Origin of the sequence: Dietzia cinnamea NBRC 102147 (assembly GCF_001571065.1) — a bacterium.
GTDB lineage: Bacteria > Actinomycetota > Actinomycetes > Mycobacteriales > Mycobacteriaceae > Dietzia > Dietzia cinnamea.
On record NZ_BCSW01000016.1, the window covers coordinates 33,311 to 47,040 of the forward strand.

11 protein-coding genes are annotated in these 13,730 nt (G+C 71.8%); 10 read left to right on the forward strand and 1 reads right to left on the reverse strand.

From position 1 onward, the window contains the following. The first annotated feature begins 22 nt into the window (after nucleotides 1-22). The 9 genes from arc to DCI01S_RS07990 all read left to right on the forward strand — a co-directional run bounded on the left by arc (nucleotide 23) and on the right by DCI01S_RS07990 (nucleotide 11,074). On the forward strand, nucleotides 23-1,723 hold the full coding sequence (arc, locus tag DCI01S_RS07950) for a proteasome ATPase (RefSeq protein ID WP_061228723.1): 1,701 nt from the start codon (nucleotides 23-25) through the stop codon (nucleotides 1,721-1,723). Next, nucleotides 1,720-3,213: a depupylase/deamidase Dop gene (gene dop / locus DCI01S_RS07955; protein WP_061228724.1), complete on the forward strand. Its 1,494-nt coding sequence runs from the start codon at nucleotides 1,720-1,722 to the stop codon at nucleotides 3,211-3,213. The genes arc and dop overlap by 4 nt, the downstream gene beginning before the upstream one ends. A 44-nt stretch (nucleotides 3,214-3,257) precedes the next feature. After that, nucleotides 3,258-3,434 (forward strand): ubiquitin-like protein Pup, encoded by a 177-nt coding sequence (locus tag DCI01S_RS07960; RefSeq protein WP_061228725.1) that lies wholly within the window; start codon nucleotides 3,258-3,260, stop codon nucleotides 3,432-3,434. Nucleotides 3,435-3,440: 6 nt separating this feature from the next. After that, on the forward strand, nucleotides 3,441-4,847 hold the full coding sequence (gene pafA / locus DCI01S_RS07965; RefSeq protein WP_061228726.1) for a Pup--protein ligase: 1,407 nt from the start codon (nucleotides 3,441-3,443) through the stop codon (nucleotides 4,845-4,847). A gap of 10 nt (nucleotides 4,848-4,857) precedes the next feature. Next, nucleotides 4,858-5,826: a helix-turn-helix transcriptional regulator gene (locus DCI01S_RS07970; protein WP_061228727.1), complete on the forward strand. Its 969-nt coding sequence runs from the start codon at nucleotides 4,858-4,860 to the stop codon at nucleotides 5,824-5,826. Beyond that, complete coding sequence (locus DCI01S_RS07975; RefSeq protein WP_061228728.1) at nucleotides 5,823-6,797, forward strand: helix-turn-helix transcriptional regulator; 975 nt, start codon at nucleotides 5,823-5,825, stop codon at nucleotides 6,795-6,797. The genes DCI01S_RS07970 and DCI01S_RS07975 overlap by 4 nt, the downstream gene beginning before the upstream one ends. Before the next feature lie 97 nt (nucleotides 6,798-6,894). Then, the gene (tatA, locus tag DCI01S_RS07980) at nucleotides 6,895-7,335 is read left to right on the forward strand and encodes a Sec-independent protein translocase subunit TatA (protein ID WP_061228729.1); all 441 of its coding nucleotides are present in this window, start codon (nucleotides 6,895-6,897) and stop codon (nucleotides 7,333-7,335) included. A gap of 12 nt (nucleotides 7,336-7,347) precedes the next feature. Beyond that, the gene (tatC, locus tag DCI01S_RS07985) at nucleotides 7,348-8,430 is read left to right on the forward strand and encodes a twin-arginine translocase subunit TatC (protein WP_061228730.1); all 1,083 of its coding nucleotides are present in this window, start codon (nucleotides 7,348-7,350) and stop codon (nucleotides 8,428-8,430) included. Next, nucleotides 8,414-11,074, forward strand: coding sequence for a DEAD/DEAH box helicase (locus DCI01S_RS07990; RefSeq protein ID WP_061228731.1), 2,661 nt, complete (start codon nucleotides 8,414-8,416; stop codon nucleotides 11,072-11,074). Before tatC ends, DCI01S_RS07990 begins: the two co-directional genes overlap by 17 nt. A gap of 216 nt (nucleotides 11,075-11,290) precedes the next feature. Here the strand turns inward: DCI01S_RS07990 and DCI01S_RS07995 are convergent, their stop codons facing one another. Beyond that, nucleotides 11,291-12,220: a 5'-3' exonuclease gene (locus DCI01S_RS07995; RefSeq protein WP_061228732.1), complete on the reverse strand. Its 930-nt coding sequence runs from the start codon at nucleotides 12,218-12,220 to the stop codon at nucleotides 11,291-11,293. A gap of 211 nt (nucleotides 12,221-12,431) precedes the next feature. On the opposite strand from DCI01S_RS07995, the gene DCI01S_RS08000 reads away from it, so the two are divergent. Beyond that, the gene (locus DCI01S_RS08000) at nucleotides 12,432-13,538 is read left to right on the forward strand and encodes a M24 family metallopeptidase (RefSeq protein WP_061228733.1); all 1,107 of its coding nucleotides are present in this window, start codon (nucleotides 12,432-12,434) and stop codon (nucleotides 13,536-13,538) included. The last annotated feature ends 192 nt before the right edge of the window (nucleotides 13,539-13,730 follow it).

Consider the following 13,730-nt stretch of genomic DNA (forward strand, 5'->3'; position numbering starts at 1 on the left):
GACCAGGAGGGCAGGTGATCGCGTGACCGAGGGACGTTCCCCGGCCGGCCAGGGCGAGGACAGGGTGGCGGTCGACCGCGCCGAACTCGCGCGGCTGCGCAAGGCCGTGGACGAGGGGGCCCGATCGGATCGGGAGAAGTCGATCAAGATCGACGCCCTCGGCGCCCGCAACGTCCGGCTCGCGGAACTGCTCAAGGACTCACGCGACCAGCTCGAGGCCCTCAAGGGCGAGGTCGAGCGGCTCGGTACCCCGCCCAGCACCTACGGCGTGGTCCTCACCCGTCCCGCCGGCGCGGACACCGTCGAGGTCATGGCCGCCGGTCGCCGCATGCGCCTGGCGATCGCCCCCGGCGTGGACGCCGCGGACCTGACCCCGGGCGTGACCGTGCGCCTCAACGAGGCCATGACCGTTCTGGAGGTCTCGAGCGAGCTCCCGGTCACCGGCGTGACCGCCGTCCTGCGGGACGTGCTCGCCGACGGCGTGCGCGCGCGGGTGGTCATGGGCAACGACGAGGAGCACATCGTGGTCCTCGCCGCCGCCCTGCGCGGTGCGCGCACGGCCGAGCACCCCGCACCCGTCCGCCCCGGCGACGCGGTCCTCGTCGATCCCAAGGCCGGCGTGGCCTACGAGGTGGTGCCCAAGGCGGAGGTCGACGAGCTCCTCCTCGAGGAGATCCCGACGGTCGAGTACTCCGACATCGGCGGTCTGGGTCCGCAGATCGAGCAGATCCGCGACGCGATAGAGCTGCCTTTCGTCCACCACGACCTGTACCGCGAGTTCCACCTGGCCCCGCCGAAGGGTGTCCTGCTCTACGGCCCTCCCGGATGCGGCAAGACCCTCATCGCCAAGGCCGTGGCGCACTCGCTGGCGCGTGCGGCCGCGGTGGCCCGGGGTGACGACGTCAGCGACGGCCGGTACCCGAACTCGTACTTCCTCTCGATCAAGGGCCCCGAGCTGCTCAACAAGTACGTCGGCGAGACCGAGCGGCACATCCGGTCGATCTTCGAACGCGCGCGGGAGAAGGCCACCGAGGGCAACCCGGTGATCGTCTTCTTCGACGAGATGGACTCCATCTTCCGCACCCGCGGGTCCGGCGTGTCCTCGGACATGGAGACGACGATCGTTCCGCAGCTGCTCGCCGAGATCGACGGCGTGGAGGACCTGCGCAACGTCATCGTGATCGGCGCCTCCAACCGTGAGGACATGATCGATCCCGCCATCCTCCGGCCCGGCCGCCTGGATCTGAAGATCCGCATCGACCGGCCCGACCGGAACGCGGCTGCGGACATCCTCGCCAAGTACATCACCCCGGACCTTCGCTTCGACCCGGTCGAGGTCGGAGACACGGACCGTGAGACCCATGTCCGCGAACTCATCGAGCGCATCGTCGACCGGCTCTACACCCGTGACGCCTCCACCACCTACGTGCACCTCGTGTACGCCTCCGGCCGCCGGTCGTCGCTCTACCTCGCCGACCTGACCTCCGGGGCGATGCTGCGCAACATCGTCGACCGCGCCAAGAAGCTGGCGATCAAAGACATCGTCCACGGCACCGGCCGGGGACTGACCACCGACGACTTCCTCGACGCGGTCGACGCCGAATTCGCCGAGAACACGGACCTTCCCAACACGTCCAACCCCCAGGAGTGGGCACGCCTGACCGGCGTCCGAGGTGAGCGCGTCATCGAGGTCTCCGTCCCCAACCGGGGAGACGGGCGGTGAACCCGCGCGGGCGCGTCATCGGCACGGAGATCGAGTTCGGGATCGTCGCCGTCGGGCAGCCGCTGCTCAGCTCGGTGGTCACCTCGACCCAGGTGATCAAGGCCTACACCGACCCGGGCGAGGCCGCCGGGGGAGCCGACGAGGCCCGCTGGGACTACGGCTCGGAGTCGCCCCTGCGCGACGCCCGCGGCTTCGACCTGGGCGCGGCACGTGCCTACGATCCCAGCGAGTTCGGGGTGACCAACCGGGTGCTGACCAACGGGGCCCGCTTCTACGTCGACCACGCACACCCCGAGTACTCGGCTCCCGAGGTCGACTCCCCACGCGACGCGGTGATCTGGGACAAGGCCGGCGAGGTGATCATGCACCGCGCGGGCGTCGAGTCGACGGCCACCGAGGGCAACGCCGAGCTCAAGCTCTACAAGAACAACGTCGACGGCAAGGGCGCCTCCTACGGCGCCCACGAGAACTACCTCGTGCGCCGCGACGTCGACTTCGACGGGCTCACCGTGAGCCTGGCCCCGCACCTACTGTCCCGCCAGGTGTTCAGCGGTGCCGGCCGCGTCGGGATCGGCCAGTCCGGAGAGACGGCCGGCTACCAGCTCGCCCAGCGCGCCGACTACATCGAGGTCCTCACCGGGCTCGAGACCACCCTGCGGCGGGGGATCATCAACACCCGCGACGAGCCCCACGCCCCGGACGAGACGTGGCGCCGCCTGCACGTCATCATCGGCGACGCGAACATGTCCGAGTTGGCCACCTACCTCAAGATCGGCACCACCTGCCTCGTGCTGGACGCGATCGAGGCGGGGGGCGACTTCTCCGACCTGTTGCCCGTCGATCCCGTCGAGGCGGTCCACATCATCAGCCACGACCCCACGCTCCGGGCGACCGTGGGACTGCCCGACGGCCGGAACGTCACCGGCCTCGCTCTCCAGCGCGAGATCCTCGAGCGGGTCGCGGGCGTCATCGGCGACGGCACGGGCCGCCCGGGCTGGGCGCTCGAGGTCCTGGGCGAGTGGCGCGGGATCCTCGACGCGCTCGAGGAGAACCCGATGTCGTGCGCCGACCGACTGGACTGGCCCGCCAAGCTCCGGCTGCTGGAGGGCTTCCGCACCCGCGACGGCCTGGACTGGGACCACGCCCGGCTCGCCCTCATCGACGTCCAGTACCACGACATCGACCCGCGGCGTGGACTCTACAACCGTCTGGTCGCCAAGGGCGCCATGCGCCGACTGGTCACCGACGACGAGGTCGAGGCCGCGGTCACGACCCCGCCCGCACGAACGCGGGCCTGGGCCAGGGGACGCTTCCTCGCCGAACTCGGCGACCGCATCCGCGCCGCCGGGTGGGACCACGTCGTCGTCGTCGACTCCCGCGGCCACGAACGCCACGTCGACCTCACCGACCCCTACGTCGGGTCCCGCGAGTACTGCGAGGCCCATCCCGACTTCCTCGGGCCCGACGGGCCCGACCAGTACCCGTACTGACGGCCCGCACAGGCCCGTCCCGCTCAGACACACGAGGAGACACCATGTCCCAGATCCAGAAGAACGCCGGCGGACCCGCCGACCCGGACGACGAGGCCGGCCAGCTCGTCAAGTCCGCCGACACCACCACCGCCGACTCGCTGCTCGACGAGATCGACGACATCCTCGAGACCAACGCCGAGGAGTTCGTGAAGTCCTACGTCCAGAAAGGCGGGCAGTAGACCCCCATGATCCGTCGCATCGTCGGGATCGAGACCGAGTTCGGAATCACCAGCGTCAGCGGTGAAGGCGCTCGTGGGCTCGGCGCCGACGAGATCGCCCGCTATCTGTTCCGCCCCGTCGTGGAGCGCTGGCGCAGCTCGAACGTCTTCCTCGACAACGGCGCGCGCCTCTACCTCGACGTGGGCTCCCACCCCGAGTACGCGACCGCCGAATGTGACGGGCTGCGACAGATCGTCGCCCACGACAGGGCGGGGGAGCGGATCGTCGACGACCTCGCCCTGGCCGCCGAACAGTCCCTCGCGGACGAGGGCATCGACGCCCGCGTCTACCTGTTCAAGAACAACACCGACTCCGTGGGCAACTCCTACGGATGCCACGAGAACTACCTGCTCGACCGCAGCACCCAGGTGCGGGGCCTCGCCAACACCCTGCTCCCGTTCCTCGTCAGCCGGCAGCTCATCTGCGGCGCCGGCAAGATCCTGCCCGGCATCCCAGCCGGCGTGGGCCTGGGGGAGACCTCCGAGCCGGTGTACTGCTTCTCCCAGCGCGCCGAGCACATGTGGGACGGCGTGTCCTCGGCGACCACCCGCTCGCGACCGCTCATCAACACCCGCGACGAACCGCACGCCGACTCGACGCGGTTCCGGCGCATGCACGTGATCGTCGGCGACTCCAACATGATCGAGACCACGACGCTGCTCAAGATCGCCAGCACCCGGCTCGTGCTGGAGATGATCGAGGCCGGCGTCGAGCTGCGGCCGATGGCCGTCGCGCACCCCATACGCGCGATCCGCGAGATCAGCCGCGACCTCACCGGCACCCGCCCCGTCGCCCTCACCGACGGCACAACCATGTCCGCGCTCGAGATCCAGCGCGAGTTCCTGGGCGCGGTCCGGCGCTACCTCGACGCCGGCGGATGGGAGCGCGACGACCGCCCGGACGTCGAACACTGCGTGGCCCTGTGGGAGCGCATCCTCGACGCCGTGGAGTCCGGGGACCACGACTCGATCGCCGCCGACGTCGACTGGGCCGCCAAACTGCGCCTCATCCGGCAGGTGCAGGCCAGGACGGGCGCCGACCTCGACCACCCGCGCCTCGCGCAGATCGACCTCACCTACCACGACATCCGGCCCGGGCGGGGGCTGCACTCCGTGCTCGAACGCCGGGGGATGGTCTCGCGCGTCGTCGACGACGCCGCCGTCGAACGCGCCCGCAGCGTCGCCCCCGAGACCACCCGCGCCGCGCTGCGCGGTCGATTCATCACCGCCGCACGGCAGGCCGGGCGCGACTTCACCGTGGACTGGGTGCACCTCAAGCTCTCCGACGGCTCGGTACCCACCGTCGCACTGACCGACCCGTTCGCCGAGGTCGACCCGCGTGTCGACGATCTCATCGCCGCGCTCGGACGATAGCGTTCCAGCAGTGTCCACCTCGAAGTCGCAACGCCTGGTCAACCTCGTCATCTGTCTGAGGTCGACCAACGCGTTCCTGTCGGCCGACGAGATCCGCCGGATGGTCCAGGGTTACGACGACTGCGAGTCCGAGAACGCCTTCCTGCGGATGTTCGAACGCGACAAACGGGAGCTGCGTGACGTCGGCGTGCCGCTCGAACAGGGCGCGTCGCTCGCGCCCGGCTCGCCCGCCGGGTACCGCATCCCCGCCCACGGATACGAGCTGCCCGAGATCACGCTGACGCCGGAGCAGGCCGGCGTGCTCGCCGTGGCCGCCGAGGTGTGGCGCGAGGGGGAGAGGGCCGCCCGCGCCGGCGGGGCGCTGGCCAAGCTCACCGCCGCCGGGATCGACCCCGTCCACGACGCCGGCGCCACCGTCTCCGTGGCCGACCCCGCCGAGCTCGCCACGGCCGCCCTGGTGGCCGAGGCGGTCGCCGAGGGCACCGGCCTCACCTTCTCGCACACCCCGGCAGGCGCCTCCGACCCGCGGACGCGCCGGGTCGAACCGTGGTGGACAGGCTCCCGCCACGGGCACTGGTACCTCGTCGGCCACGACCTCGACCGCGGCGAGCCCCGCACCTTCCGGCTCGTGCGCATCTCCGACGTCAAGGCGACGCGCGCCGCCCGGACCGTCCCCGTGCCGCCCACCGAGCAGGTCCTGGCGCTGCTCGACGACGCCGTCTCCCGCCTCAACCCGCTGCTCGAGGCCACCGTGTGGGTGGCCGACGGCCGCGCCGCCGAGCTGCGCGCGATGGCCCGGTCAGCCACGCCCGCACAGCGCTTCGGCAGGACGGGCGCCGATCTCGGTCTCGCCGCGCCGCTGGGCGAACTGTCCGCGCTGGTGGCCGCGCAGGGTCCCGATGCCGTCGCCCTGGGACCGGCGGAGCTGCGGGTGCGCGTCGTGTCGATCCTCAGCGCCGCCGAGGAGGCCGTCCGATGAGTCCCCGCACCGTCCCGCTCGCGACGCTGCTCAGCGTTGTCCCGTACTTCCACACCCGCGGTCCCGTCCGGGTGACCGACGCCGCACGCGACCTCGGCATGAGCGAGAAGCAACTCCGCGACGCCCTGTGGCAACTGTGGTCCTGCGGCCTGCCCGGCTACGGCCCCGGTGATCTCATCGACCTGGCCTTCTCCTCCGAGGACCTCGACGACGCCGAGATGGTCGAGGTGACGTTCACCGCCGGCATCGACCGCCCCGTGCGCCTCACCGCCGCCGAGGCGGTCACCCTGGAGACCGGGCTGGCCGTGTTCCTCGGCCAACCCGAGGTGATCGACCAGACCGCGCTACGCGACCTGCTCACGACGCTGCGCGCAGCCACCGGCGAAGACGCCCGCGTCACCGCGGATGACACGCGCCGCGAGTCGGCGGACTCCGACGCGGACGTGGTGCGGACCGCGGTGCACGACGGCCGGGCGCTGCGCTTCGTCTACCACTCGGCGAGCTCTGACACCTCCACCACACGCGTCGTGGACCCGGCCCGCCTGTCCGTCGCCGACGGTCACTCCTACCTCCACGGCGTGGACCGCTCGTCCGGTCAGTGGCGGACCTTCCGCACGGATCGGATGAGCGGGGTGGAGGAGGTGGGACCGCGCCGCGCGCTCGGCCCGGAGCCACAGGACGACGGCGAGGGGGACGTCCGCCTGGAGGCCGCCCGTGTCCCGGCAGCCGCAGCGTGGTTCCTCGACGAGTTCCGCTTCCACACGGTGGTCCGCCGCCCCGACGGCGATCTGGACGTCGAGATCGCCTATCACGACCGTGCGTGGCTGCTCCGCTTCCTGCTCGGGCACGCCGATGTCGTGCGTCCCGCGGACCCCGGGCTCGCCGCCGAGGTCGCCCGCCGTGCCGCTGAGGGCCTGGCCGTCTACGAGACGGGCGACGACTCTGGCGACCAGCGCGTGAATTCCCGGTGAACGACGAGGTCACGGGGGGTTTCCTGGGTTTGCGAGGTGTCGTCGCCGGCGGCGGGTGCGCTAGCATGGAAACGTTGTCAGACAAACGGAGGTTGACATGGGTGCGTTGAGCATCTGGCACTGGCTCATCGTCCTCGCGGTGGTGCTCCTGCTCTTCGGTTCGAAGAAGCTCCCGGACGCCGCCCGCGGCCTCGGACGGTCGATGCGCATCTTCAAGTCCGAGATCAAGGAGATGCAGAACGACGACAAGCCGGCCGAGGACCAGGAGCCGCAGGCGCTCACCCAGGGTCAGCCGAACCCCGCCCAGTACGCGCAGCCACAGGCGAACCAGTACCAGCCCCAGGCTCCGCAGCAGTCACAGGCGCAGCCTCCGCAGCAGTACCAGGCGCAGGGGCAGCAGCAGGGGCAGGCCCCGGCCCAGGGATACCCGCAGGCTCCGCAGCAGCCCTACCAGCAGCCGGCCCCCCAGCAGGGTCAGCAGCAGTTCACCGACCCCACCGCCCCGTACCACGGCGGCCAGGGCCAGCAGGGGCAGTAGGCCGCCTCGTCCATGACACAGACCGGGACCACGGACACCGGCGCCACCCGTCAGGGCGGCGCCGGTCGCCTGCTGTCCAAGCGACGCCGCAGGCCACGTAACCCCGACGGCACCATGCCGCTCATCGATCACATCTACGAGCTGCGGACCCGCCTGCTCATCTCGGTGGCCGCGATCGTGGTGACGCTCGGCTTCGGCTTCTGGTGGTACGGCACCGGGTTCCTGGGCGTGCCGTCGCTCGGCGGCATCCTCACCGGCCCCTATTGCGACATCCCGCCCGGCGCCCGCCTCCAGCTGGGCGACGCCGGCGACGAGTGCCGCCTGCTCGCGACGGGGCCGTTCGAGCAGTTCATGCTCCGCCTCAAGGTCGCCGCCACCGCCGGCATCGTCCTGGCCAGCCCGGTCTGGCTGTACCAGCTGTGGGCGTTCATCACGCCCGGCCTGCACAAGAACGAGAAGCGCTACGGCATCGTCTTCACGATCCTGGCCGCCGTCCTGTTCATCGGCGGCGCGGTCCTGGCGTACGTCGTGATCGTCCACGCGTTGGAGTTCCTGCTCTCGATCGGCGACAACGTCCAGACCACGGCACTGTCCGGCACGCAGTACTTCACGTTCCTCATCCAGCTCATCCTCATCTTCGGTGTGAGCTTCGAGATCCCTCTGCTCATCGCCATGCTCAACGTGGCGGGCGTCGTGAGCTACGAGGCGCTCGCTCGGTCGCGACGCGGCATCATCATGGGCATCTTCGTGTTCGCCGCCGTCGCCTCGCCCGGCCAGGACCCGTTCTCCATGCTCGCCCTCGCGGTGGCCGTGTGCATCCTGGTCGAGGCGGCCATCCAGTTCGCCCGACTGCACGACAAGCGCAAGAAGAAGTCCCGCGAGGACTGGCTCGAGGTGGACGACGAGTCCGCGTCCCCGCTCGCCCCCGCCGACGGCCTCGGCGGTGCCGGCCCGCTCGAACGACCCGAACCACTGACCCGACCCACCCCCTCCGCCGGTGCCGGCACCGGTGTACCCGGTACCCGCGCGCCCGGCGACACCCGACCGCTCCAGGCCCCGGCCGGCGGCGGTTCGATCTATGACGACATCACCTGACGAGACCTACCCCGACGACCTGCTGGAGGGGTTCCTCTCCGGCGAGGGCTTCGCGCCCGATCCGTTCCAGCTCGAGGCCTTCGCGGCCCTGGACGCCGGCCGGAACCTGCTCGTGTCCGCACCGACGGGCTCCGGCAAGACCCTCGTCGGCGAGTACGCGGCCTACCGCGCCCTCGCCGGCGGCGGTCGGTGCTTCTACACCACGCCGGTCAAGGCGCTGAGCAACCAGAAGTTCCGACAGTTCCGCGAGCGCTTCGGCCCCGAGAACGTCGGCCTGCTCACCGGTGACCACTCGATCGACGCGGACGCCCCCATCGTGGTGATGACCACCGAGGTGCTGCGCAACATGATCTACAGCGCCTCGTCGGCACTGCACGACCTCGACTGCGTGGTCATGGACGAGATCCACTACCTCGGCGACCGCTCGCGGGGCGTGGTGTGGGAGGAGATCATCCTCACCCTCGACCCGGCCGTCCTGCTCGTCGGGTTGTCCGCGACGCTGAGCAACACCGACGAGCTGGGGGACTGGATCACCGAGATCCGCGGCGACACCGCCGTCGTACTCTCCGAGCACCGTCCCGTGCCGCTGGCCCACATGCTCTACACGGACGGCGATCTCGTACCCGTCCGCGCCGCCGCCGACCAGCGCCGGCGGGCCCGGTCCGGGTACCACGACGAACGGATGGCCTCCCGCCCGCGCGCGCAGTGGGCCCGCCGTCAGGACGTCATCGAGCGGCTCGACGACGAGCACCTCCTGCCCGCTATCTACTTCGTGTTCTCCCGCGCGGGCTGCGACGGCGCGGTCGCGCAGATGCGCCGGGCCCGGCTGCGTCTCACGACCGGTGAGGAAGCCCGGCGCATCGCCTCGCACGTCGACTCCGCGGTCGCGCAGGTCCCGCAGCCCGACCTCGACGCGCTCGACTTCGCCGCGTTCCGCGCCGGGCTGGTCAACGGGCTCGCCGCCCACCACGCGGGGATGCTGCCGCTGTTCCGCACGATCGTCGAGGAGTTGTTCTCGGCCGGGTTGATCAAGGTGGTCTTCGCCACCGAGACACTGGCGCTGGGGATCCACATGCCGGCCCGCGCCGTGGTGCTCGAGAAGACGACCAAGTTCAACGGCGACACGCACATGATGCTCACGTCCGCCGAGTACTCGCAGATCACGGGGCGCGCCGGCCGACGCGGCATCGACACCAAGGGCACGGCGGTCGTGTTGGACCAGCCCGACCTGGACCTGGACGCGCTGGCCGCGCTCGTCGACACTCCGCGGTTCCCGCTGTACAGCGCCTTCACGCCGGACTACTCGATGGCCGTGAACCTCGTCGAGCAGCTCGGGGTGGAGGAGGCCACGACCCTCATCGGACGGTCGTTCGCCCAGTTCCAGACCGACCGCACGCTGGTGTCGCGGTCTCGCGCCATCGAGCGCCGCGCCGACGAGCGCGACCGGATGCGCGCCTCGCTGGAGGAGGCCGGGGGCGACGCGGACCTCGACGAGTACATGGGCCTGCGCGCCGAGCTGAGCAGGCTCGAGCGCAGGGCCGAGAAGGCCACGCGCGACGACCGGCTCGACTCCGTGCGGTCGGCCATGCTCAAGCAGACCGCAGGCTCCGTCATCACGGTGGGTCGCAAGCGGTTCGGCATGGTCGCGACCGTGCTGCAGGTGCGGACCGACATCCCCTCGGACCCCGCGTTACTCTGCCTCACCGACACCGGGTGGACCGGCTGGCTGCGCCAACACGACTTCGCGGCACCGCCCGTGCCGGTCGGGCGCGTGGATCTGCCCAAGGGCCGCCGCAAGCTGGACGGGCGGGCCAAGCGCGCGCTGGTCCAGCGTATGGAGCACCTGCGGGGCAAGGCCAAGGGGCGCATGAAGAACGCCGGCGGCAAGCCGGTCCGCAAGGATCCGCGGATCGCGGCGGCCCGCCGGGCTCTGCGGCAGCATCCGCTGCACGACGACCCCCGGATCGACAAGCTCGCCCGCCTGCACGAGCGGTGGGCCCGCGCCGACGCCGACGTGGCCGCCCTCACCGCCGAGGTCGACGCCGACGCGGACTCGTTGGCCCGACGCTTCCGCCGGATCGTCGACCTGCTCCGCCATCTCGGTTACCTCGAGAAGATCGACGGTGTCCTGCGTGCCACGGACGCGGGCCGCCTGCTCGCCGGGGTGCACACGGAGCAGGACCTCTTCGTGGCCGAGTGCCTGCGCCGCGGCGTGTGGCGGGGGCTCGACGCGGCCGGGCTCGCCGCCGTGATCGCGACCATCGTCGCGCACCCGCGCACCGACTCGGCGATCCGAGAGCCCTCGGACGAGGTCCTACGGTCGGCCCTCGCCGAGACCGAGCGGGTCGCGGCCGACGTCGCCGAGGTGGAGCGTGCCCACCGGCTGCCCACGACCCCGGACCTGGACGCCGGGCTCGCGCCGGTCCTGCACCACTGGGTCTCGGGGGGCGCACTGGCCTCGATCCTCGCCGCGTCGTGGCAGGAGGGCGTCGAGCTCACCGCCGGCGACTTCGTCCGGTCCGCGCGACTCGTGGTGGACGTGCTCGCGCAGGTCGGCCAGGTCGCCGAGCCGGACCTCTCCCGCACCGCCCGCTCGGCGGTGGGGTCGCTGCGCCGCGGTGTCGTGCTCGACCACATGGCCTGAGCCCACCCGCCCCGGCGCGCCTCGCATCCCGCGCCCCTCATCGCGGCGCCGCACCCCCTCATCGCGGCGCCGCACCCCCTCATCGCCGCGCCGCGCCCGGAACCAAAAGTGGTCGTGATCAGCGTGGTCCTGGTCGTAATGGTCGGACTGGATCGCGCAATTCACCACGACCGTTACGACCAATCCCCGCGTACGAGCTTCCCCGGCGGGCGCGGATCAGACCTCGTCGAGGACCGCCGTCGCCTCCACCAGCCGGCCTATCGCGCGCGCCTGGCCCGTCGACTCGCCCAGCGACTCGATCCGCCCGGAGTCCACCGGCCCGCGACGGCCGTCCACGTCGCCGTCGAACCGCACGTCGAACGCACGCCCGCCCAGCCGGACCACCCCGCGCGCCGCGGTCAGGTAGTCGGCGCCCTCGGTGATCGCCTTCTGCTGGCGGGCGCTCATCGCCGAACCGGGGTCGCCCGCGGCGGCGATGATCCCGTCCAGGTCGCCGTACTCGCGCAGCAGCGTGGCGGCGGACTTCGCGCCGATCCCCGCGACGCCCGGCAGGCCGTCCGAGGCGTCCCCGACCAGCACGGCATAGTCCGCGTACACCCGCGCGTCGTCGCCCGCCGGCAGGTCGAAGCGTTCGGCCACGACCTGCGGGGTGTACGCGAGCCGCTTCTTCATCCCCGCCCCCACGTACACGACGGTGGTCGTCGCCGAGGCGAGCTGGAACAGGTCGCGGTCGCCCGTGACGACCAGCACCTCGCGATCACGAGCGGACAACGCTGCCAGCACGTCATCGGCCTCCGCGTCCTCCGCCCAGGCCTGGGTGAGGCCCGCGCCGCCGAGGACCTCGCGGATCGCGCCGACCTGCGGGCCCAGGGATGCGGGGGCGTCCTCCTCGCCGTCGTCACCCACCCGGTGCGCCTTGTACGACGGCAACAACTCCACCCGCCAGTCCGGACGCCACTGACGGTCCAGGGCGGCCACCAGGCCCGTCGGCGAGTACTCCTCGACCAGCACGGCGACCATGTCGCAGAACCCGCGCACCGCGTTGGCCGGGGCGCCGTCGGGCCCGGTGATCTTCTCGGGCACGGAGTGGAACGCGCGGAACCACAGGCCGGCGCTGTCGAGAACCATGAGCGGGCCCTGGGACACCGCGCCTCCTTATGGGTCGGGGTTCATGCCGGTCGGGGATCATGCCGGTCAGGGGTCATGCCGGCCGGGAGTCATGCAGATCGCCGGTCATGCAGGTCGGGGGTCGCGGACGACCACCGCCCGTCAGGCTAGTCGCCCTCGGCCACCAGCGCCGACCCCCGCCGCGCGCGTCCGCCCGCGTCGCCCGCTCCGCCGCGCATAGTGTGGAGGCATGCCGACTCCCGACCCGCAGCTCCACTCCACCCGCCTGACCGCCGTCCGCGACCGCGCCGGCGCACTCGGGATCGACCACGTGGTGGTGTACTCCGGCGAGGACATGTCCTACCTCACGGGCGAGCGCATGGACTCCCACGAGCGACTCACCGCGCTGGTCGTGCCAGTCGCCGGCGGCGAGCCGCTGCTCGTGCTGCCCGCGCTCGAGCTCACCGACGTCACCCGTCGCGCCGCCGAGCGCGTGGGAGCGGAGATCCACCCGTGGTCCGACGGGACCGACCCGGTGCCGCTCGTGGCGGGGAAGGTCGCCGGGCGGGTGGCGGTCTCCAGCGCGCTACCGGCACTGCACCTGGTGCCGCTCCGTGACGGCGTCGACGGCGAGGTGGTGCTCGCCTCGGAGGTGATCGACCACGTGCGGGCCGTGAAGACCCCGGACGAGGTGGAGCAGCTCGCCGAAGCGGCCCGCCGTATCGACGCCGTGCACGCGCGCATGGGGGAGTTCCTCCGGGTGGGCCGGACGGAGGATCAGGCGGGCGAACTCATCACGGCGGCCATCGAGGCCGAGGGGCTCACGCACGCGGAGTTCGTGATAGTGGGATCGGGCCCGCACGGCGCCGACCCGCACCACGGCGTGTCGGACCGGGTGATCGAGTCCGGCGACATCGTGGTGGTGGACATCGGCGGCCCGCTGCCCAGCGGGTATCACTCGGACTGCACGCGAACGTACTCGATGGGGGAGCCCTCCGCCGAGGTCGCCGAGAACTACGAGGTACTGCAGGAGGCGCAGCGGTTGGCGCGCGAGGCCGTGCGGCCGGGCGTCGCGATCGGCGAGGTCGACGCAGCAGCCCGCGAGCACCTCGCCGCCGCCGGCCTGGGCGAGCTGTTCATCCACCGCACCGGCCACGGAATCGGGCTGGGGCTGCACGAGCCGCCGTTCGTCATGCCCGGGGCCGACACCGTGCTCGAGGAGGGGATGACGTTCTCGGTGGAGCCGGGCATCTACCGGCCCGGGCAGTGGGGCGCACGGCTTGAGGACATCGTCGCGGTGACCGCCGACGGCCGGCGCGACCTCAACACCGGGGAACGCGGCCTGCGGGTGCTCTGACCGCTGACGCCCGCCCAGCCGCTCCCGGATCCGCTCCCCGGCCTGGCGTCTCGCTCCCGTCGATGCACGCGAGAACCGCAGCCGCTCCTCAACTTGGCGCCTCGCCCACCCCGCGGTGCGCGCGAGACGCCATGTTCGCGTGCGGCTGCGCCCGGAGGCCGCCCTGCAGCCGCCCAGCATCGCCGCCCGCCC

What these genes read in the sequence shown, in the direction of transcription:
- DCI01S_RS07960 (WP_061228725.1), top strand. Translation starts at nt 3,258, where the DNA reads ATGTCCCAGATCCAGAAGAACGCCGGCGGACCCGCCGACCCGGACGAC.
- pafA (WP_061228726.1), top strand. Translation starts at nt 3,441, where the DNA reads ATGATCCGTCGCATCGTCGGGATCGAGACCGAGTTCGGAATCACCAGC.
- DCI01S_RS07975 (WP_061228728.1), top strand. Translation starts at nt 5,823, where the DNA reads ATGAGTCCCCGCACCGTCCCGCTCGCGACGCTGCTCAGCGTTGTCCCG.
- tatA (WP_061228729.1), top strand. Translation starts at nt 6,895, where the DNA reads ATGGGTGCGTTGAGCATCTGGCACTGGCTCATCGTCCTCGCGGTGGTG.
- tatC (WP_061228730.1), top strand. Translation starts at nt 7,348, where the DNA reads ATGACACAGACCGGGACCACGGACACCGGCGCCACCCGTCAGGGCGGC.
- DCI01S_RS07990 (WP_061228731.1), top strand. Translation starts at nt 8,414, where the DNA reads ATGACGACATCACCTGACGAGACCTACCCCGACGACCTGCTGGAGGGG.
- DCI01S_RS08000 (WP_061228733.1), top strand. Translation starts at nt 12,432, where the DNA reads ATGCCGACTCCCGACCCGCAGCTCCACTCCACCCGCCTGACCGCCGTC.